We start from the raw sequence: 19,269 nt of genomic DNA on the forward strand, positions 1-19,269 counted from the left end.
GGGTCAGGCGCGTACGGCGATGCTCGACAGCAGGTCGGCCAGGCGATCCGGCCGGTCGATCATCGAGAAGGTGCGGGCGCCGTCGATCACTTCCAGCCGCGCGTTCGGGATGGTCTGCGCGAGCCGTTCGCCGTCGCCGAGTTCGAAGAACACGTCGTCGGCCGACCACGCGATCAGTGTCGGCTTGTCGAATTCGGGGAGCCGGGCGGCCACTGCGGTGGTGACCTCGGTGCGCAGCGACAGGGTGAACTGTCTCAGGTCCTCGGCGATCGCCGGATTCGCCCGGGTGGTGTGCACCCATTCCCGGGTCATGACATCGATGTTCGCGTGGGCCAGGCCGGCATAGGCCCGCCTGCGTACAACAGGGATCCGCACGGCCTGTGCGACGCTCCGGAACAGCACCTTGGAGTGTGCGGCACGGATCAGCGGCTTGAGGATGGGCGGCGGAAAGTGTTCGAACGCATCGCAACTGGTCAACACCAGGGCGCCGATCCGCTCAGGGTGATGCACGGCGACCAGCTGCGTGACCACGCCGCCGGTGTCGTTGCCGACCAGCACGACGTCGTCGAGATCCAACGCGGCCAGGGTGTCGGCGACGATGGTCGCGACGCCGTGGATGCTGCGGTCGGCGCCGGGTCGCAACGGTTCGGGATGCGCGCCCAGTGGCCAGGTCGGGGCGATGCACCGCAGGCCACGCGCCGCCAGGCGCGCGCTGACCTGGCGCCACAGCTGCCCACCCATCATGTACCCGTGGACGAAGACGACGGGCCTGCCGTCCTTCGGTCCGAATTCCTCGAAATGGACGGTTCCGGCGCTAATCTCAATGATCGACATGGATGACTCCCGGCTCGATACACATTTACGAACAGTCTGCCGGTAACTTACCAACAGGGTGTATGGAAAACAAGAGACGTACTCAGGAAGAGCGCTCCGCGGCCACCCGTGAAGCGTTGATCGCGGCTGCCCGGCGCCTGTGGGGTGAGCGCGGTTACGCAGAGGTGGGGACGCCGGAGATCGCCACTGCCGCAGGGGTGACCCGCGGCGCGATGTATCACCAATTCGCCGACAAGGCAGCACTTTTCCTGGCCGTGGTGGAGGTCGTGGAGCAGGACGTGATGGCGAGGCTGGCGACCGAGGTGGCCGCGTCGGGCGCGACGACCCCGGCCGACGCGATCCGCGCCGCGGTCGATGCGTGGCTGGAGGTGTCCGGCGATCCCGAGGTGCGCCAGCTGATCCTGCTCGACGCGCCGAGCGTGCTCGGCTGGGCAGGGTTCCGCGACGTGGCCCAGCGCTACAGCCTCGGCATGACCGAACAGATGCTCGCCGAGGCGATCAAGGCCGGTCAACTCGCGCGTCAGCCCGTGCGGGCACTGGCGCACGTGCTGATCGGCGCCCTCGACGAGGCGGCCATGGCCATCGCCACCGCCGAGGATCCGAAGAAGGCCCGCCGCGAGATTCGCCAGGTGCTACGCCGGCTGATCGACGCAATGCTGACCGGTTGATTTACGCGGCTTTCTCCCGCGAGGGTTTCTCCCGCGAGCAGACAGTCAGGTACGCGAAACGCGGCGTGTCCGGTACCCGCATGTCTGCTCGGCGAGAGAAGTCCTAGCGGTCGGCGCGCTGGTAGGCCGTCACGACGGCGGCGCCGCCGAGGCCGATGTTGTGCTGCAGCGCAGCGTTGACGCCGTCGACCTGGCGCTTGTCGGCGGTGCCGCGCAGCTGCCAGGTCAGCTCGGCGCACTGGGCCAGGCCCGTCGCGCCCAGCGGGTGGCCCTTGGAGATGAGCCCGCCGGACGGGTTGACCACCCACCGCCCGCCGTAGGTGGTGTCGGCGTTGTCGATCAGCCGCGGTGCCTCACCTTCGCCGCACAGGCCAAGGGCTTCGTAGAGCAGCAGCTCGTTGGCGGAGAAGCAGTCGTGCAGCTCGATGACCTGGAAATCCTCAGGACCGAGGCCCGACTGTGCGTAGACCTGTTGGGCCGCTTGCACATTCATGTCGTATCCGATGATGTTGGCGGCGCTGCCGTCGAAGGTCGAGGCGAAGTCGGTGGTCATGGCCTGCCCGACGATCTCGACGGCCTGGCCGGCCAGTCCGTGCTTGTCGACGAATGCCTCACTGGCCAGGATCGCCGCACCCGACCCGTCGGAGGTGGGGGAGCACTGCAGCTTGGTCAGCGGTTCGGAGATCATCTTGGCGGCCAGGATGTCGTCGAGGGTGTACTCGTCCTGGAACTGCGCGTACGGATTGTTGACCGAGTGCTTGTGGTTCTTGTAGCCGATCTTCGCGAAATGCTCGGCGGTGCTGCCGTACTTCTTCATGTGTTCGCGGCCCGCAGCGCCGAACATCCACGGCGCCACCGGGAAGGCGAATTCGTCGATCTCGGCGAGGGCCTTGACGTGGCGGCCCAGCGGCGATTCGCGGTCCTGGGCGCCCGCCTGCAGCGACCCGGGCTGCATCTTCTCGAAGCCGAGCGCGATGGTGCAGTCTGCCAGACCACCGCGGATCGCTTGTGCGGCAAGATAAAGCGCCGTCGAGCCGGTCGAACAGTTGTTGTTGACGTTGACGATCGGGATGCCCGTCATACCCAGTTCATAGAGTGCGCGCTGACCCGAGGTCGAATCACCCGAGCAGTATCCGACATAACCCTGCTGAACCTGGTCGTAGGAGATCCCGGCGTCGGCGAGTGCCTTGGTGCCGGACTCGTTGGCCATCTGCGGGTAGTCCCAGGCGGATCCGTCCTCATTGACGCGACGTCCGGGCTTCTCGAACTTCGTCATCCCCACACCGACAACGAACACTTTGTTGACCATGTCGAGAAACATACATATCGCCGCGCGCTTAGTGTAGAGATAAATAGAACACGTTCTAGTTCGTCGAGGAGGCGTCGTGGCGTTGCGCGTGGTGCAGTGGGCAACCGGAGGCGTCGGCGTGGCCGCCATCAAGGGTGTGCTCGAGCACCCTGACCTGGAGTTGGCCGGCTGCTGGGTGCATTCCGACGCCAAGAACGGCAGGGACGTCGGCGCGCTGATCGGCGGCGGGCCCATCGGCGTCGTCGCGACCAACAGCGTCGACGAGATCCTCTCGTTGGAAGCCGACGCGGTCATCTACGCACCGCTCGTGCCCAATCCCGACGAAGTGGCGGCGCTGCTGCGGTCCGGCAAGAACGTCGTCACCCCGATCGGCTGGTTCTACCCGTCCGACAAGCAGGCCGAGCCGCTGCGGGCCGCGGCACTCGAAGGCGGCGCGACATTGCACGGCACCGGTATCGCGCCCGGCGGCATCAGCGAGAAGTTCCCGCTGCTGCTGTCCGCGCTGTCCACCGGCGTGCGATTCGTGCGCGCCGAGGAGTTCTCCGACCTGCGCACCTATGAGGCGCCCGACGTGGTGCGCCATGTGATGGGCTTCGGCGGCGAACCGGACAGTGCGCTGAGTGGACCGATGCAGAAGCTGCTCGACGGCGGCTTCATCCAGGCCATCAAGTTGATCGTGGACCAGATCGGGTTCAACGCGGAGCCCCGCGTCAGGGCCACGCAGGAGATCGCCGTGGCCACCGCGCCCATCGAGTCGCCGATCGGTGCGATCGAACCGGGCCAGGTCGCCGGGCGAAAGTTCCACTGGGAGGCCCTCGTCGGCGACGAACCCGTCGTCAGGATCACGGTCAACTGGCTGATGGGTGAGGAAAACCTGGACCCGGCATGGACTTTCGGTCCGGCTGGGCAGCGCTACGAGATGGAGGTCCGGGGAAATCCGGATTTCACCATGGTCATCAACGGATTTCAGGGTCTCGTCGGTGAGGAAGGGCCCGAACCCGGCGTCGTCGCCACCGCGGCGCATTGCGTCAACTCCGTGCCCGCGGTGTGCGCGGCGGCGCCGGGCATCGCCACCTACCCCGACCTTCCGCTGATCAGCGGGAAGGCGGCTCCCGCTCTGCGGTGATCCCTAGGGCTGCACCAGGATTCGGATCGGATTGCCGTCCTGGCGTTCCAGCCTGTCGATACCCGTGGCGATGTCCTCCAGCGGGACGATCCCGCTGATCGACCGCGACAGGTCGAGCCTGCCCAGTGACACCAGCGTCGCCAGCGTCGAGATGTCGACGTTCTGATAGCCGAGATGGCCGAGCACCTGCTTCTGCGTCAGGCCGAACATCGACGTCGGCCCCACGGTGGGCTCCTGTGCGCTCATGCCGACCGACACCAGCCTGCCGCCAACGGTCAACTGCCCCAACGCCTGTTCGAACGTCGACTTGAGCCCGACCGCGTCGAACGCGACATCGAGCCCGCGGCCGCCGGTCACCTCGGCGATCTTCTCGCCGAGGTTCTCGTCACGCGAATCGAACGCGTAATCGGCACCGAGTTCCAATGAGCGGTCGAGGACTTCGGGTTTGATGTCGACGGCGATCACCGGTACGGCACCGACCAGCCGGGCCAGTTGTGCGATATGAGTGCCGACACCACCGAGTCCCCATACCCCGACCGACTCGCCGATCCCCACCTTGCCGGTGCGCACCACCGCGCCGTACGGCGTCGACACCGCATCGGCCAGGATCGCGGCCTGCTCCAACGGCACGTTGTCCGGCACGCGGGTCAGCCCGAATGCCTGCGCGACGGTGTACTCGGCCCATGCGCCGTCGTAGGCGAACGCCATCAACTGGATCCGCATGCAGTTGGCGATGTCGCCGCGCCGGCAGTTGGCACACGTCAGGCAGGGCCTGCCTGCCGCGACGATCACCCGGTCACCCTCGGCCCACCCCGTCACCCCTGGGCCGAGTTTGGCGATGGTGCCCGACGCCTCGTGCCCCTGCGTCACCACCGGGGCCTGCGCCGGGAACGTGCCGTTGATCAAGCTCAGGTCCGAGTGGCAGATGCCGCAGAACGCCACCTTCACCAGGACTTCGCCCGGACCGGGCTCGGGAATCGGAACATCTTCCACGACAACCGTTTTGGTGTCGGCGTAGAAGCGCTCGGCCCGCATCGTCGCGGTCATCTCGGTTCCCTTCGTCCGGCGGCTACTATCGGCATCATGTCGCAGTCGCGGGTCGTCGAGCAACGACGCTGACCGATGTGTCGGTTGTTCGGACTGCACGCGGGCCATCACGCCGTCACGGCGACCTTCTGGCTGCTGAATGCGCCGGACAGCCTCGCCGCGCAGAGTAGACACAACCCGGACGGCACCGGACTGGGCGTATTCGGGCCCGACGGCGCACCGCACGTCTACAAGCAGCCCATTGCGGCGTGGCAGGACTGCGCTTTCGCGACCGAGGCCCACGACCTCACCGCAACCACGTTCGTCGCCCATGTCCGGTACGCGTCGACCGGTGCACTCGAGGTCCGTAACACGCATCCCTTCCTGCAGAACGGACGGATCTTCGCGCACAACGGCGTGGTCGAAGGGCTCGACGTGCTGGACGCGCGGCTCGACCAGCTGGGAGTCGCCGACCTGGTCGGCGGCGAGAGCGACTCCGAGCGGGTGTTCGCCTTGATCACCGCCGCGATCCGCGACGCCGACGGTGACGTGTCCGCCGGGCTGCGCGACGCCATCGGCTGGCTCGCCGACACCGTGCCGATATACGCCGTCAACATCCTGCTCAGCACCGCCACCGGACTGTGGGCGTTGCGCTACCCGGACACTCACGAGCTGTACCTGCTGGATCGCCGCGAGCTGGCCGAGCGACGGCTGCGGATGCGCAGCCACCGCATCACCGCGCACTCCGATGCGCTGAGCCGGCATCCCGCGGTGGTGTTCGCGAGCGAGCCGATGGACGGCGAGCTCTGGCAGCCGCTGGCGCCCGGTGAACTCGTGCACGTCGACGCCGACCTGAACATCCACCGCGAGGTGATCTTCCCCGATCCTCCGAAGCATCTGCTGCAACTCGCCGATCTCACCGAACAGGCTGCCGCGTCACAACACCCTGCCGGGTGAGCCCGCGCCCGGCTGGCACACTGGAATCCCGTGGCAACCAAACGCGCACTGGTCCTGGCAGGTGGCGGCATCGCGGGGATCGCATGGGAGACCGGCATTCTGCGCGGCATCGCCGACGAATCGCCGCAGACGGCCGAGGCACTGCTGGACAGTGACGTTTTGGTCGGCACGTCGGCCGGTTCGACGGTCGCCGCGCAACTCGGCAGCGGGCTGAGCCTCGATGAGCTCTACCAACGTCAGATCGGCGCGAAATCGGCCGAACTGGACCCCGGGGTCGGCATCGACAGTGTCACCGACCTGTTCCTCGACGCCATGCTCACCCCGAACACCGATAAGGCCCAGAAACTCCAGAAGATCGGCCAGGTCGCGCTGGACACCCCGACCGTGTCCGAGGCCATGCGCCGCGAGGTGATCGCCGCGCGGCTGCCGTCGCACGAGTGGCCGCAGCGGGTGCTGCGGATCTCGGCGGTCGACATCGACCTGGGCGAGCTGGTCAGCTTCGACAGGGATTCCGGCGTGGCACTCGTCGACGCCGTCGCGGCGAGCTGCGCGGTCCCCGGAGTGTGGCCGGTCGTCACGATCGGTGACCGGCGCTACATGGACGGCGGGGTCAACAGCAGCGTGAACATGGTGCTGGCCGCCGACTGCGACGCCGCCGTCGTACTGGTGCCGTCTGGGCGGAACACGCCTTCACCCTTCGGCAGCGGGGTGAGCGCCGAGATCGATGGTTTCGCCGGCAAATCGCTCGGCGTCTACGCCGACGACGACGCGGTGGACGCGTTCGGCGAGAACCCGCTCGATCCGGCCTGCCGCGTACCGTCGGCGCAGGCCGGCCGCAGGCAGGGGCAACGCGTCGCGGCGTCGGTGGCCGCGTTCCTGGCCGGCTGAATCAGCCGTCGAGCGCGCGGGCGGCCAACTCCTGCCCGATCTCGATCACCTCGCCTGCCCGGTGGAACTCCAGGCTGCGGCACACCGAGCGGGGCACCTCGATCAGCAGATCGGGGGGATAGGCCGCCAGCGTATGCCGGGCCAGCGCGGCCTGCGCGATGTCGATGGTGCGGTACATCACCTCGAAGCTGCCCAACCGCGGCACCCCAGCGGTCTCCGGGATGTCGTCGGTGTCGGTTTCCGCGAGCTCACCGTCGGGGATCGTCGCCCCGAACCGGCTCAGCACCGCGCGGGCCGTCGGCCGGTCCAGCATGCTGCGCACCGACGCCGTATCCAGCACCCCCGACGTGCTGCGCAACATCCGGTTGAGCCACTCGGCGCTCGGCCGTGGTTCGCGGTCCTCCGGAGTCGCGGCCGTGCCCGGATCACCGCCCGACACGCTCACCGCGATGGTCAGGTCGGCGTTGACCGCGGCGATCGGCGCCATCGGCAACGGATCGAGAATGCCGCCGTCGCCGAGCAACCGGCCACCCAGCGCATGCGGGGCGATCACACCAGGGATGGCAATCGATGCCCGGATCGCCGCATCGACCGGGCCGTGCTGCAGCCAGACCGATTTCCCGGCGATCAGATCCGTCGCGACCGCGGTATAGGGGATGGGCAGATCCTCGATGGTCGCCTCGCCGAGGATGTCGCGGACGGCGTCGAGGATCTTCTCGGCGCGCATGATCCCTGCGGCCGTGAGCGACGGGTCGAGCAGCCGCAACACCGCACGCTGGGTCAAAGTCCGTGCCCACTCCGCGAAGTCGTCGAGCTTGCCCGCGGCGTGCAGCCCGCCGACCAGCGCCCCCATGGACGATCCGGAGACCCCGACCACCTCGTAGCCGCGTTCGCGCAGTTCGTTGATGACGCCGATGTGCGCGTAGCCCCGCGCACTTCCGCTGCCGAGAGCCAGCGCAACTCGCATGCGTCCATTCTGCCGTGCGAGTGGTGCCGTCACACCTGCCGGTAGCGTCCCTCGCGTTCGACGTCCTGCCACCACGGCGACCGGCGCGCGAGTGCCAGTGCCGCCGCGGGCATCGCGGTGAACTCGACGCGCACTGCTGCCGCATCCAGGTCGGCATCCAGGTCGCGCAGGCCGTCCAGGATCGTGGTGCTGATGCGCAGTTGCCGGGAAAGGTCCACTACCAACGTCTTTGGCGGCGGATCGGCCGACAGCGCCATGATGCGGATCATCCGGGTGTTGGCCCTCAGGTTCGCGGTGTACAGCGCCACCTGCGTCCGCAGCACCAGGGGATCGGCCGGGTGGACCAGTTCGCCCTCCGGCCCGTCGGTGCTGATGCCGTCGTTCTTGACCACCTGCACCACATGCGGCTGATTTGCGTTGTGCAGCACCGCGTACAGCGTCAGGAGCACGCCGACGGCGACGGCAGGCAGCAGGCCCACGGTGAGCGCCACCGCCATCACCAGGATCGCCAAGGTGAACTCGCGGCGGCTGAACGTCCACAGCTGCCGCAGCGCCCGCACCTCGATCAGCCCGAGCACGGGAACCAGCACCATGGCACCGAGCGTCGCTTCCGGCAACTTGGACAGCACCGGCGCCAGCAGCAGCGCCACCACGACCGCCAGCGCAGCGGTGACCAACCCCGATACCTGGCTGCGGGCACCCGCCCGGGTGTTCACCTGGCTCTGCGAGAAGCCACCCGACGGCGGTAGCGCGTGGAAGAACGCACCGGCGACCGCGGCCAACCCCAGAGCACTGAGCTCCCGGTCCGGCTCGATCTGCGCATCGTCGCGGTGGCGGATGCCGCGGGCCGCCGAGACGGTTTCCAGGAATGCCATCATCGCGATCGCCAGTGCCCCGGGCAGCAGATGGCCGATCTGATCGAACGCCGGCCATCCGGGCACTGGAAGGCCTTCGGGCACAGCCGGTATCAATTTGACGCCGAGTGCGGTCAACCCGCCGAACGCGGCGCCGGCGATACCCAGCCCGGCGACCACCAGTGGGCCGGGCACCTTCGGGTAGGCGCGGCCGATGAACCACAGCAGCCCGATGCTGGCCAGTGAGAGCACCACGGTCATGAGATGGGCATGGCCGAGTTGGCGCAGCGCCGAGGCAAGGACGCGGAAGAAGCCTTCGTGATTCGGATCTGGTTTCACACCCAGCAGTTTCGGCAGCTGACCGGCCGCGATGGTCAACCCGACACCGGCCTTGAGCCCGATCAGGGTGGCCTCGTTGATGTTCTCGACCACCGATCCCAGCCGCAACACCCGCGCGACCAGCAGGATCACCCCGACGAGCAGCGTCAAGGCCATCAATTCCGAAGGGGCGCCTGATGATCCGGCCAGCACGCCAGCACCCAGCATCGTCGACGCCGTCAGCGTCGCGACCGTCGACGTGGTGCTGACGCTGACGCTGCGCGATCCGCCCGTGAGCGCATAGACGACCATCGGCAGCATGCAACTGTAGAGGCCGAATTCGACGGGCATGTTGGCCACCGTCGCGTACGCCATCGCCTGCGGGATGACCACCGCGCCCGCAGTGAGTCCGGCGAACACGTCGCCGCGCAACCATTGTCGTTGGTAGGGCAGCAGCGCGGGGCTGGGCGCAACGCGAAATCGCACGGCGCAAGTATGGCCCGCGTAGACCGTCGCCGTGGCAGGGTTGTTCACCATGAGTGCGCCACCGAACGCGGCTTCGAGAGTGTCGGGGGCGGTGCGTAGTCTCGGCCGTCCCAGCCCACGCGATGTCATCGCCGGTCTGGTGACCGGGCTGTTCTCGATCCCGGAAGGCATGGCTTACGCCAGTATTGGCGGGTTCAACCCGGTGGCCGGCCTCTATGCAGGCGTGGTGCCCGGCATCATCGGTTCCCTGTTTGCCCGCACGGTGCTGATGGTGACGACGTTGACCAGTGCCATCGCACTGTCGTCACGCAGCGTCCTCAAAGAAGCCGGACTCGATCCGCAGGACCCGGCCAACGTCGCGGCCTTGGCGCTCGTGGTCGGGGTGGTGATGCTGCTGTTCGGACTGCTGCGGTTCGGCTCGATCATGAACTTCGTCTCCAACGCGGTGATGACGGGCTTCTCCACAGGTATCGCGCTGCAGATCGTGGCAGGCGTGCTCGGCGACGCGACCGGCTACAAACCGCAGAGCGGCAACACCATCGGCAAGTTCATCGACTCGCTGGCGCACATCGGGCTGTGGCACGGCACGGCCGTCGCGGTCGCGGCAGGCACCGTCGCGGTGTGGGCGGTGTTCCACTTCGTCAAGCCGCTGGAATCGTTCGCCACACTGATCGCCCTGGTGGTCGTCACCGCCGTCGTGGCCGTCGCGCACATCGACGTCGAAACCGTGGGCGACATCGCGTCGATCACCAATTCGCTTCCACCGGTGACGATCCCGAATTTCTCCGCGGTGCCGGAGCTGCTCGTCGGCGGGGTCGCCGTCGCGCTGGTCGCGCTGGCCCAGGCCGCGGGAATCTCCGCAGCGCTGCCCAATCCCGACGGCAGCCGAACCAACATGAACGGCGACTTCCTGGCCCAGGGTGCGGCCAACTTCGCAGGTAGCTTCTTCGGTGCGCTGCCCACCGGAGGTTCGCTGTCGCGCACCGGGGTGGCCACCTCCGCAGGCGCCCGCAGCCGCTGGACCGGCATCTTCGCCGGTATCTGGCTCGCCGTGCTGGTCCTGGTCGCCGGCTCGGCCGCCGAGATCATCCCGATGCCGGTCATCGGCGGGCTCATCCTGGTGATCGGCGCCGAGCTGGTGGTGGGCCGGCTGCCCGACATCAAGCTGGTGCTGCGGGTCGCGCCACTGTCGGCCGTGGCGATGCTGATCACGTTCGCGGCCACCACACAGCTGCCACTGCACACCGCGATCCTCATCGGTGTCATCACATCGCTGGTGCTGTACTGCGCCAAGGCCGCTCAGGCCGCGCAACTGGTGGCGCTCGAACCGGCAGCCGACGGCGGTTGGCGACAGGTGCCCGTGCCCGCGCGGTGCGCCAGCGACGACGTGACCGTGCTGCATTACGCGGGGGTCGGGCTGTTCGCCGAAGTGGCCCGCATCGACGAGACCTGGCCACGGGCCGACGGCACCACGAACGCTGTCGTGGTGCTGAGCCTTCGCTCGTTGCCCGATGTGCCGTCGTCGGTGACCATCAAGGCGCTTCGCCGGTGGGCCGGCCAGCTGGCGGCGAACAACGGCAGGCTGATCATCTCGGGCGTGAATCCGGGCACCGCCGAGGTGTTGCAGCGCGGCGGGCTCGACGACGTGCTGGGCGACGACGGCATCGTGGCAGCCACCGACCGGGTCTTTGGCGCCCTCGACATCGCCGTCGACCGCGGACGTGCATGGGTGGCCGCCCAGCGCGGCGAGAGCGGTGGTTCGGCGCAGCCTGATTCGAACTAGCCGCAGAGCTGATCGGCCGCTGCGCGGACCGCGACGATCACCGCTGCCTGACGGCTCGGCTCCAGCTCCGCCCAGGCCTTGTTGTAGGTGCCGGGCCCCGGGATCGCGCCAGGGGTCTGCAGGGAGGCCAGATACGGCTCGATCTGCGCCTTGGGGTCGCCGCCCTTCTCGTCCATCCACACCTTGGCGGCGTGGCAGGCCTGGAAATACTCCTCTTCGGAGGACTGGGCGTCGGCCCCCACGGCGGTGGTGACGCCACCCGGCGAGATCGCCGCTTCCCCCGGTGCGGCGGTGGGTGTCGCCGTGCGGGTGGAGGCGGTCGACGGTGTCGCGGGGGACCCGGAAGGCTGCCCCTGATCGCCGGTCGACGAACAGCCCGTCAACAACGTGAGGCCGGTAACGGCGATGGCTCCGGTCGTCCACCGCACGGCCGAGGTGTTACTGCGCATGACGCCAATCTATGCAACACTGGCCGCCGTGACGGAACGGACCAGTTCTCTGCGGTGTTGTCGGGCTCGCTAGCGCGTCCTTGACCAACCCTGTCCGTACGTCAGTTCTGGAGTCCTCCGCATGGTTTCCACCCTTGCCCCTGCCGTTCTGCCTGCTGTGTCCGCACCCACCCGGCTGCGCCTGCCCGATCTGCTGCACACCACCGACCGCGCCGCCGACGATGTCCTGTCCGGCCGCTACGACCGACTGTTGCGCGGCCTGCCGCACGACGAACGCTGGTACACCCGGCTCTCCGGTGACGACGAGTTGGACATCTGGCTCATCAGCTGGGTGCCGGACAAATCCACCGAACTGCACGACCACGGCGGCTCGCTGGGGGCGCTGACCGTGGTGTCGGGCGCGCTCACCGAAACCCGTTGGGATGGAGAGGCATTGCGTCGCCGGCGCCTCACAGCCGGTGCCCAGGCCGCGTTCCCGCTCGGATGGGTGCACGACGTGGTCCGCGCGCCCGCGCCGATCACCGGTCCGACGTTGAGCGTGCACGCCTACTCGCCACCCTTGACGGCCATGTCGTACTACGAAGTGACCGAACGGAACACGTTGCGCCGCAACCGTACCGAGCTGACCGACGCGCCGGAGGGGTGAGCATGAGCCGGATCGACGCAGTCCTGGCCGCCGCGCGGGAGCGCCTGCAGCGGCTGCCCGCCGCCGAGGTGCCCGCCGCGCTGGCGTCGGGCGCGGTGCTCGTCGACATCCGGCCCGCCGCGCAACGAGCCCTCGAGGGCGACGTTCCCGACGCCTTGGTGATCGAGCGCAACGTCCTCGAGTGGCGGTGCGACCCCACCAGCGATGCGCGCATTCCGCAGGCCGTCGACGATGGCGTCTACTGGGTGATCCTGTGCTCGGAGGGCTACACCTCAAGCCTGGCCGCCGCGGCCCTGCTCGACCTCGGGCTGCACCGCGCCACCGACGTCATCGGCGGCTACCAGGCCCTGAAAGTGGCTGAGCTGGTCTAACCGGGCGGATGATGGCGACACGTGTTCGTATCACCCTCGGAAGGGGCCGCGATGTCGCCGATAGTCGCCATCACCGGGGCCAGCAGCGGCATCGGCGAGGCCACTGCACGTCTGCTCGCGCGTCGCGGTGCGTCCGTCGTCCTCGGCGCCCGCCGCGCCGAGCGGCTCGATCGGCTGGCCGACGACATCCGCCGTGACGGAGGTGTCGCCGTCGCGCGCGCGACCGACGTCACGGATCCCGAAGACCTGCAGCAGCTCGTCGACCTCGCCGTCAGCGAGTTCGGCGGGCTGGACGTATTCGTCGGCAATGCCGGCATCAGCAAGATCGGGCCCATCGCGGATCTCGACCTCGCCGGGTGGTCGGAGATGATCGACGTGAACCTCCGTGGTGTGCTGCACGGCATCGCTGCCGCCCTGCCGGTATTCCGGCGGCAGGGCCACGGTCACTTCGTCACAACACTTTCCACCGCGGGGCTCAAGATCGTGCCGAACCAGGGTGTCTACGCCGCGACGAAGAACGCGGTGCGAACCCTGTTGGAAGCGCTACGCCAGGAGTCCACTGACGGCGTTGTGCGGACCACCACGATCTCACCCGGTTTCGTGCGCACCGAGCTCGCCGATTCCATCGAGGACCTCGCTCAGCGGGAGCGAATCCGCAGCAGTATGAACGAGTTCGGCCTGCCGCCCGATGCGGTCGCGGCAGCCATCGCCTTCGCCATCGAGCAGCCTCGCGAGGTCGAGATCGGCGAGATCACCATCCGGCCGACAGTCCAGGGCTGAAGCTGCCTGGGCTCAAGCGTTTTCGTTGTTGTTCAGCAGCGGGCGCAACCGCTCGGTCTTGTCCGGGGTCCAGTCCGGCGGCTGCAGGACCTTGGCCCACGCGTTGGCGACGTCCTTGACGTACACGTGGCCGTGCCCGTCGGGCACGTCGACCGCGACCGCCATGTCCGCGGACACCTGCAGGAACGTCACCACCGGGATCCACTGCATGCGCCCCGAGACGTCGTAACCACGCGGCTCCTTGAGCCAATCCGGCTCGGAGAACAGCAGATCCGGGTTCCACCACGCGATCGGATCGGATGCGTGCTGCAGGTAGACCGTGCGTGGGGTCAACCACGGCTCGGCAGGCCGGTCCAGGTTCTCCGGGCGCGCGGAGAACCGTACGTAGTCGCCCTTTTCGTAGATCGGCAGCCACTCCGGTGAACCGGCGTCGCGGTTGCGGGTCAGTTCCGTCCAGATGGTGTTGTTGAACGTCGGGCCCGAGAACAGTGCACCGTCGGTGCGGGCGATCAAATTGTTCAGGCTCAGGAACGGCGCCTCACCGCCGAACGAACCGAGGCTCTCGCCGAACACCACGAGCTTGGGGCGCTTGCCTTCCGGCCGCTGCTTGACCAGCTCGTCGACGGCCTCGAACAAGGCCTGCCCGGCCTGGCGTGCGTTCTCCTTGTCCACCAGGAACGAGATCCAGCTGGGCAGGAACGAGTACTGCATCGACACGATCGCGCTGTCGCCGTTGTACATGTACTCCAGTGCGGAGGCCTCGGCTTCGTTGATCCAGCCCGTGCCGGTGGTGGTGGCCACCGCGACCACCTTGCGGTCCAACCCGCCGGTGCGCAGCAATTCCTGTGCGGCCAGCGCGGCGGTCGCTCGGATGCCCTCGGCGGAATGCAGCCCCGCGTACGCCCGGATCGGTGGCATCGCAGGTTTGCCGTTGAACTTGCTCAGTGCTTCGACACTGGGCCCGGACGAGACGAACACCCGCCCCTGGTGGCCCAGCGTCGTCCACTTCGCCAGTGACTCGGGGCCACCGGAGCGCAACTTCGAGGTCGGTGCCGCGAAATCAGGGCTGTCCTCGTTGTTGATGTTCGAGAACGTGCTGTTGATCTTGTCCATCGCGACCCGGACCACAACGCCGTTGAGCAACGCGATGCTGAACGCCAGCAACAGCACAACCACTACGACCGCCGAAACCCTAGGCGGCGCAAAGCGATTGAGCTGACGCACCAGGAAGCGCACGAGCCTGCCGATGAGCTGCCCGATCTCGACGAACACGAACAGCAACACCACCGACAGCACGGCCGTCAGCGGGTGATCCCAGAACGACAGCCGAGGCACGCCCATGAAGTCACGGACCTCGTCCTGCCACACGTGGAAATACACGATCATCAGGATCTGGCCGACGATGCCGACCGCCACCAGTGTCAGCCACGCCCACTTGGGCGCCTTGGGGCTGGTCTCCCTGGAACCCATGAACCGCACCAGCCACACGCCGAAAACGCCGAGGCCGTAGCCGATAGCGCCGGCGGCTCCGCTGACCAGACCCTGAAACAGCGGGCCGCGGGGCAGCAGCGACGGCGTCATCGACAACCACAGGAACACCAGGCCGATCGCCGTTCCGAAGAACGTGTAACGACGCTGCCACCAGTCGGGCTTGTCCGTCTCGCGTGACTGGGTTTCAGGCGTCTCGGCTTCGGGCTCGGCGGTCTCGGTCACCCGTTGACTTTAACGATGCGTGAAGTTGGGGGCGCGCTTCTCGGTGAAGGCCGCCATGCCTTCCTTCTGATCGGCCGTGGCGAACGCCGAGTGGAACAGCCGCCGCTCGTAGAGCAAGCCTTCGGTGAGCGACGACTCGAAGGCACGATTGACGGCTTCCTTGGCCATCCGCGCCGCCGACAGCGACATCCCCGCGATGGTCTCCGCGACCGCGAGAGCCTCGTCGATCAGCGAGTCCGCCGGTACCAGCCGCGACACCAGCCCGGCCCGCTCGGCCTCGACCGCGTCGATGGTGCGGCCGGTCAGGATCAGGTCCATCGCCTTGGCCTTGCCGATCGCGCGCGTCAACCGCTGGCTGCCGCCCATGCCCGGCAGCACACCCAGCTTGATCTCGGGCTGACCGAACTTCGCGGTGTCCGCGGCGATCAGGATGTCGCACATCATCGCCAGCTCACAGCCGCCGCCCAGGGCGTACCCGGCGACCGCGGCGATGGTCGGCGTCCGCGTGGCGGCGAACTTCGACCACTGCTCGAAGAAGTCGGCGGAGTACACATCGGCGAACGACAGCTCGGCCATCTCCTTGATGTCCGCGCCCGCGGCGAAGGCCTTGTCGTTGCCCGTGACGATGATCGCGCCGACGCCCGGGTCGTTGTCGAGTTCGGCTGCGGCCGTAGTGACTTCGTTCATCACCTGGCTGTTGAGCGCGTTGAGCGCCTTTGGCCGGTTCAGGGTGATGGTGGCGACGCGTTCGACGCGGGTCACCAGGATCGTCTCAAAGCTCATCGGATGTCCTCTCAGAACGTCAGGTCGGGATCCGCCGGAACAAAGTATGCGTCGACATCGGCCTGGGTGACCTCCGCAATCGACGCCGGAGACCATTGTGGATTGCGATCCTTGTCCACCAGCTGGGCACGGATGCCCTCGACGAAATCATGCGAGCGCACCGACGCACACGAGGTCCGGTACTCCTGCTGCAGGACCTCTTCGAGAGAGTCCAGCTTGGCAGCCCGGCGCACGGCTTCCAGTGCCACGGCCAGCGAGACGGGGGAGCGGGTGGCGATGAGATTGGCGGCGGCGGTGCCGTACTCGCGCAGCGTGGCCAGGATGTCGGCGACCGAGTCCCCGGCGTAGCACGCGTCGATCCAATCCCGTTGGGCCAGCAGGGGACTGGCCGGCGGCTCGACGGCGTGCGCGGCCAGGGCGTGCTCGACGCCGTCGTTGACGATGGCCTCGGTGAACTCGGCAAGGCTCTCATGGGGCACGTAGTGATCGGCGAAGCCCATCGCGATCGCGTCGGCTCCGCTGAACGGCGCCCCGGTCAGCGCGGCGTGCAGGCCCAGAGCGCCCGGGGCCCGCGAGAGCAGGTAGGTGCCGCCGACGTCGGGGATGAAGCCGATACCGACCTCCGGCATCGCCATCTTGGTGCTGTCGGTGACCACTCGGATGCTGCCGTGCGCCGCTACACCTACGCCGCCGCCCATCACGATGCCGTCCATGAGTGCCACATACGGTTTGGGATAGCTGCCGATGCGGGCGTTGAGCCGATATTCGTCGTACCAGAACCTGCGGGCATCGGCCCCGCCCGCCTTGGCGCTGTGATAGAGCGCCACGACATCGCCACCGGCGCACAGGCCGCGCTCGCCGGCGCCGGTGAGCAGAACGGTGTGAACGGTCTCGTCGTGCTCCCACGCGTCGAGCGCCGCCGCTATGCCCGCGACCATGCCCTCGTTGAGCGAATTGATCGCCTTGGGCCGGTTCAGGGTGAGGATGCCGACGCCGTTGCGGACGTTTACTAGGATGTCCTCGTTTTCTGTCACGGATGCAATCTAGTTCGACGCCCGTCGGGGGCTTTCGCCGGGTAGGGTTTGCCTCGATATCAAACCTGTACGTTTCCTGGGAACTCATTCGGTTTTGCGGGAACCTGTGCAGATCGCCGAACGTTGACCCAAGTAGTTCACTGCCGACCAACGGCACATAGGAGAGGACCCGACGGTGCGCGAGACCAGCAACCCGGTATTCCGGTCTCTGCCCAAGACGCAGGGCGGATACGCACAATTCGGTACCGGAGCCGCCGGATACGGCGCTCAGCAGGTACATGCACAGCCTTATACCGAGTACCCCGAACAGCGGCAGACCGGTGTGTCGCGTCCGCTCACCATCGACGACGTCGTCACCAAGACCGGTATGACGCTCGCGATCGTGTCGATCGTGGGTGTGCTTTCCTACTTCTTCGCCGCCGCCAACCCGGCGTTGATGTTCCCGATGTTCATGGTCGGCAGCATCGGCGGCCTGGTGCTGGTGCTCATCGCGACGTTCGGGCGTAAGCAGGACAACCCGGCCATCGTGCTGTCCTACGCGGCGTTCGAGGGTGTGTTCGTCGGCACCGCGTCATTCCTGTTCGCCAACCTGGTGTCCACCGGCGGACCGGCCATGATCTTCCAGGCCGTGGTCGCCACCTTCGGTGTGTTCTTCGGCATGCTCGTCGTCTACAAGACCGGCGCCATCCGCGTCACCCCGAAGCTCACCCGCATGATCGTCGCCGGCATCTTCGGCGTCGTCGCACTGGCCATCGTGAACATCCTGTTCGCGATCTTCACCGGCAACGCCCCGCTGACCGACGGCGGCCCGCTGGCCATCGGCTTCTCGCTGCTGTGCATCGGCCTGGCCGCGTTCAGCTTCCTCATCGACTTCGACGCCGCCGACCAGATGATCCGCGCCGGCGCACCCGAGAAGGCTGCATGGGGCATCGCGCTCGGCCTGACCGTCACCCTGGTCTGGCTGTACATCGAAATCCTGCGACTGCTGAGCTACTTCAACAACGACTAGCAGTCATACCCGAGAAGGGCGTCCGCGATTGCGGGCGCCTTTTTCTTTGGGTTGAGTCTGCGGTGAGGGCATTGGCTTCTCGTACTTTTGCGCCGTGGACGCAGAGCCAGAGGGGGTGCGGGTTGGCCCGGTGTTGGGTCTGCAGTGAGGGTGTTGGCGTCTCGCACTTTTGTGCCGTGGGCGCAGAGTCAGCTGGGAATGTGGCCACGGCTGAGTTATCCCCAACCCCAGGTTCATCCACAGTCCGCCACCTGCACGTCTGGCAGCCCGACAAATAGTCGGTGGCCGAAACAAGCCTGTCGCCATGGACATTGGTACCTCACCGTTCATCGGCAGCGAGGCTCTGGCATGCGGCGCGCTGAACCGCTACGAGTTACGTCGCTATTACCGGCCACTGATGCCAAATATCTACCTGGACAAGCGGATAGCCCCGACTCTGCAGCGGCGAACACAAGCGGCGTGGTTGTGGTCGCAGCGACAGGGTGTCGTCGCCGGGCTCGCGGCGTCCGCCCTGCACGGGGCGAAATGGATTGGTGACGACGATCCGATCGAGTTGATCTGGGCGAATGCGAGGCCGCCAAAATCCGTGATCACTCGTGCCGAGCTGTTGTTGCCGGTGGAGTCTCAACGGCTCGACGAGCTGAGCGTGACGACGCCTGAGCGGACGGCGTTCGACCTCGGCAGGCGCGGTTCATTGGGCGAGGCGGTGGCCCGGCTAGACGCACGCGGCAACGCTACGGGGTTGAAAGCTCTTGACGTTTTGGAGCTGGCCGCTCGTCATCGGCATGTGCGCGGGCTACGGCAGCTCGAGGCCGCGCTCGACCTTTACGATCCCGGTGCCCAGTCGCCTCAAGAGACGTGGCTTCGGCTGATGATCATCGATGCCCGATACCCGCGGCCGCAGACACAGATCCCGGTCCTGGGCCCGAACGGGCAACCGCGGTACTACCTCGACATGGGTTGGGAGGAGCACATGCTCGCAGCCGAATATGACGGCGCACAGCACGCCGACGCGCTCGGATACGACATCATCCGCCAGGAGTACGTCGCTTCACTCGGCTGGACCACCATCCGCGTGGCGGCCGGACACCGTCGGCCGGACATCCTGCGGCGGCTGCAGCTTGCATGGGATCGGTTGGCCTGCGGTTGATTCTGCGGTGAGGGTGTTGGCTACTCGCCCGTTGCCGCCGCACACGCAGAGTCAATGCACTGGCCGGGTTGCCCCGCGGTTGGCTCTGCGGTGAGGGTGTTGGGTTCTCGCCCTTTCA

19 protein-coding genes are annotated in these 19,269 nt (G+C 67.4%); 10 read left to right on the forward strand and 9 right to left on the reverse strand.

The annotated features are described in order from the left end of the window. Positions 1–3 precede the first annotated feature (3 nt). Entirely contained in the window at positions 4–834 is an 831-nt protein-coding gene (locus BST13_RS09780) for an alpha/beta fold hydrolase (protein ID WP_083163082.1), read from the reverse strand. A 62-nt stretch (positions 835–896) separates the two neighbouring features. On the opposite strand from BST13_RS09780, the gene BST13_RS09785 reads away from it, so the two are divergent. Next, on the forward strand, positions 897–1,502 hold the full coding sequence (locus tag BST13_RS09785; protein WP_083163083.1) for a TetR/AcrR family transcriptional regulator: 606 nt from the start codon (positions 897–899) through the stop codon (positions 1,500–1,502). Between the two features lie 103 nt (positions 1,503–1,605). On the opposite strand, the gene BST13_RS09790 is transcribed toward BST13_RS09785, so the two are convergent. Beyond that, complete coding sequence (locus tag BST13_RS09790) at positions 1,606–2,811, reverse strand: lipid-transfer protein (RefSeq protein ID WP_083163402.1); 1,206 nt, start codon at positions 2,809–2,811, stop codon at positions 1,606–1,608. 76 nt (positions 2,812–2,887) lie between these two features. On the opposite strand from BST13_RS09790, the gene BST13_RS09795 reads away from it, so the two are divergent. Beyond that, on the forward strand, positions 2,888–3,937 hold the full coding sequence (locus BST13_RS09795; RefSeq protein ID WP_083163085.1) for an NAD(P)H-dependent amine dehydrogenase family protein: 1,050 nt from the start codon (positions 2,888–2,890) through the stop codon (positions 3,935–3,937). 3 nt (positions 3,938–3,940) lie between these two features. Here BST13_RS09795 and BST13_RS09800 read toward each other — a convergent pair whose 3' ends face one another. Continuing rightward, positions 3,941–4,984 (reverse strand): zinc-binding dehydrogenase, encoded by a 1,044-nt coding sequence (locus tag BST13_RS09800; RefSeq protein ID WP_083163097.1) that lies wholly within the window; start codon positions 4,982–4,984, stop codon positions 3,941–3,943. Positions 4,985–5,059: 75 nt separating this feature from the next. Here BST13_RS09800 and BST13_RS09805 point away from each other — a divergent pair, with 75 nt between their 5' ends. Beyond that, the gene (locus BST13_RS09805; protein WP_083163099.1) at positions 5,060–5,920 is read left to right on the forward strand and encodes a class II glutamine amidotransferase; all 861 of its coding nucleotides are present in this window, start codon (positions 5,060–5,062) and stop codon (positions 5,918–5,920) included. Positions 5,921–5,950: 30 nt separating this feature from the next. Next, a complete protein-coding gene (locus BST13_RS09810; RefSeq protein ID WP_083163101.1) occupies positions 5,951–6,808 on the forward strand; it encodes a patatin-like phospholipase family protein in 858 nt (285 codons plus the stop codon). 1 nt (position 6,809) lies between these two features. Here BST13_RS09810 and BST13_RS09815 read toward each other — a convergent pair whose 3' ends face one another. Both BST13_RS09815 and BST13_RS09820 read right to left on the reverse strand, forming a co-directional pair. Beyond that, the gene (locus BST13_RS09815) at positions 6,810–7,775 is read right to left on the reverse strand and encodes a patatin-like phospholipase family protein (RefSeq protein WP_083163103.1); all 966 of its coding nucleotides are present in this window, start codon (positions 7,773–7,775) and stop codon (positions 6,810–6,812) included. 29 nt (positions 7,776–7,804) lie between these two features. Beyond that, positions 7,805–9,433 (reverse strand): SulP family inorganic anion transporter, encoded by a 1,629-nt coding sequence (locus tag BST13_RS09820; protein WP_245839481.1) that lies wholly within the window; start codon positions 9,431–9,433, stop codon positions 7,805–7,807. Positions 9,434–9,482: 49 nt separating this feature from the next. On the opposite strand from BST13_RS09820, the gene BST13_RS09825 reads away from it, so the two are divergent. Next, entirely contained in the window at positions 9,483–11,216 is a 1,734-nt protein-coding gene (locus BST13_RS09825) for a SulP family inorganic anion transporter (protein WP_083163107.1), read from the forward strand. Here the strand turns inward: BST13_RS09825 and lpqV are convergent. Beyond that, positions 11,213–11,665, reverse strand: a complete 453-nt coding sequence (lpqV, locus tag BST13_RS09830) for a lipoprotein LpqV (RefSeq protein ID WP_083163109.1) — start codon at positions 11,663–11,665, stop codon at positions 11,213–11,215. The two genes, BST13_RS09825 and lpqV, sit on opposite strands and share 4 nt — an antisense overlap. Positions 11,666–11,786: 121 nt before the next feature. On the opposite strand from lpqV, the gene BST13_RS09835 reads away from it, so the two are divergent. Genes BST13_RS09835 through BST13_RS09845 form a run of 3 tightly spaced genes read left to right on the forward strand, consistent with a single transcriptional unit; the run spans position 11,787 to position 13,462 of the window. Continuing rightward, positions 11,787–12,311, forward strand: a complete 525-nt coding sequence (locus BST13_RS09835; protein ID WP_083163111.1) for a cysteine dioxygenase — start codon at positions 11,787–11,789, stop codon at positions 12,309–12,311. A gap of 2 nt (positions 12,312–12,313) precedes the next feature. Continuing rightward, a complete protein-coding gene (locus BST13_RS09840; RefSeq protein WP_083163113.1) occupies positions 12,314–12,682 on the forward strand; it encodes a rhodanese-like domain-containing protein in 369 nt (122 codons plus the stop codon). A 51-nt stretch (positions 12,683–12,733) separates the two neighbouring features. Next, positions 12,734–13,462, forward strand: a complete 729-nt coding sequence (locus BST13_RS09845) for an SDR family oxidoreductase (protein WP_083163115.1) — start codon at positions 12,734–12,736, stop codon at positions 13,460–13,462. A 12-nt stretch (positions 13,463–13,474) separates the two neighbouring features. On the opposite strand, the gene BST13_RS09850 is transcribed toward BST13_RS09845, so the two are convergent. The 3 genes from BST13_RS09850 to BST13_RS09860 are packed head-to-tail and all read right to left on the reverse strand — an operon-like array spanning position 13,475 to position 16,992. After that, positions 13,475–15,175, reverse strand: coding sequence for an alpha/beta hydrolase (locus BST13_RS09850; RefSeq protein WP_083163117.1), 1,701 nt, complete (start codon positions 15,173–15,175; stop codon positions 13,475–13,477). A gap of 9 nt (positions 15,176–15,184) precedes the next feature. Then, entirely contained in the window at positions 15,185–15,958 is a 774-nt protein-coding gene (locus BST13_RS09855; protein WP_083163119.1) for an enoyl-CoA hydratase, read from the reverse strand. A gap of 11 nt (positions 15,959–15,969) precedes the next feature. Then, a complete protein-coding gene (locus BST13_RS09860; protein WP_083163121.1) occupies positions 15,970–16,992 on the reverse strand; it encodes an enoyl-CoA hydratase/isomerase family protein in 1,023 nt (340 codons plus the stop codon). A 175-nt stretch (positions 16,993–17,167) separates the two neighbouring features. On the opposite strand from BST13_RS09860, the gene BST13_RS09865 reads away from it, so the two are divergent. Then, complete coding sequence (locus tag BST13_RS09865) at positions 17,168–18,001, forward strand: Bax inhibitor-1/YccA family protein (protein WP_029366345.1); 834 nt, start codon at positions 17,168–17,170, stop codon at positions 17,999–18,001. Positions 18,002–18,305: 304 nt separating this feature from the next. Further along, positions 18,306–19,151: an endonuclease domain-containing protein gene (locus tag BST13_RS09870; protein WP_083163123.1), complete on the forward strand. Its 846-nt coding sequence runs from the start codon at positions 18,306–18,308 to the stop codon at positions 19,149–19,151. Positions 19,152–19,269: the final 118 nt, after the last annotated feature.

Origin of the sequence: Mycobacterium aquaticum (genome assembly GCF_002086485.1) — a bacterium.
In the GTDB taxonomy this organism is placed as follows: Bacteria; Actinomycetota; Actinomycetes; order Mycobacteriales; family Mycobacteriaceae; genus Mycobacterium; species Mycobacterium aquaticum.

Excerpts from the sequence above, each read along its gene's own strand:
- BST13_RS09780 (WP_083163082.1), bottom strand. The coding sequence starts at position 834 with ATGTCGATCATTGAGATTAGCGCCGGAACCGTCCATTTCGAGGAATTC.
- BST13_RS09785 (WP_083163083.1), top strand. The coding sequence starts at position 897 with ATGGAAAACAAGAGACGTACTCAGGAAGAGCGCTCCGCGGCCACCCGT.
- BST13_RS09790 (WP_083163402.1), bottom strand. The coding sequence starts at position 2,811 with ATGGTCAACAAAGTGTTCGTTGTCGGTGTGGGGATGACGAAGTTCGAG.
- BST13_RS09800 (WP_083163097.1), bottom strand. The coding sequence starts at position 4,984 with ATGACCGCGACGATGCGGGCCGAGCGCTTCTACGCCGACACCAAAACG.
- BST13_RS09805 (WP_083163099.1), top strand. The coding sequence starts at position 5,060 with ATGTGTCGGTTGTTCGGACTGCACGCGGGCCATCACGCCGTCACGGCG.
- BST13_RS09815 (WP_083163103.1), bottom strand. The coding sequence starts at position 7,775 with ATGCGAGTTGCGCTGGCTCTCGGCAGCGGAAGTGCGCGGGGCTACGCG.
- BST13_RS09825 (WP_083163107.1), top strand. The coding sequence starts at position 9,483 with ATGAGTGCGCCACCGAACGCGGCTTCGAGAGTGTCGGGGGCGGTGCGT.
- lpqV (WP_083163109.1), bottom strand. The coding sequence starts at position 11,665 with ATGCGCAGTAACACCTCGGCCGTGCGGTGGACGACCGGAGCCATCGCC.
- BST13_RS09835 (WP_083163111.1), top strand. The coding sequence starts at position 11,787 with ATGGTTTCCACCCTTGCCCCTGCCGTTCTGCCTGCTGTGTCCGCACCC.
- BST13_RS09840 (WP_083163113.1), top strand. The coding sequence starts at position 12,314 with ATGAGCCGGATCGACGCAGTCCTGGCCGCCGCGCGGGAGCGCCTGCAG.
- BST13_RS09845 (WP_083163115.1), top strand. The coding sequence starts at position 12,734 with ATGTCGCCGATAGTCGCCATCACCGGGGCCAGCAGCGGCATCGGCGAG.
- BST13_RS09855 (WP_083163119.1), bottom strand. The coding sequence starts at position 15,958 with ATGAGCTTTGAGACGATCCTGGTGACCCGCGTCGAACGCGTCGCCACC.
- BST13_RS09870 (WP_083163123.1), top strand. The coding sequence starts at position 18,306 with ATGGACATTGGTACCTCACCGTTCATCGGCAGCGAGGCTCTGGCATGC.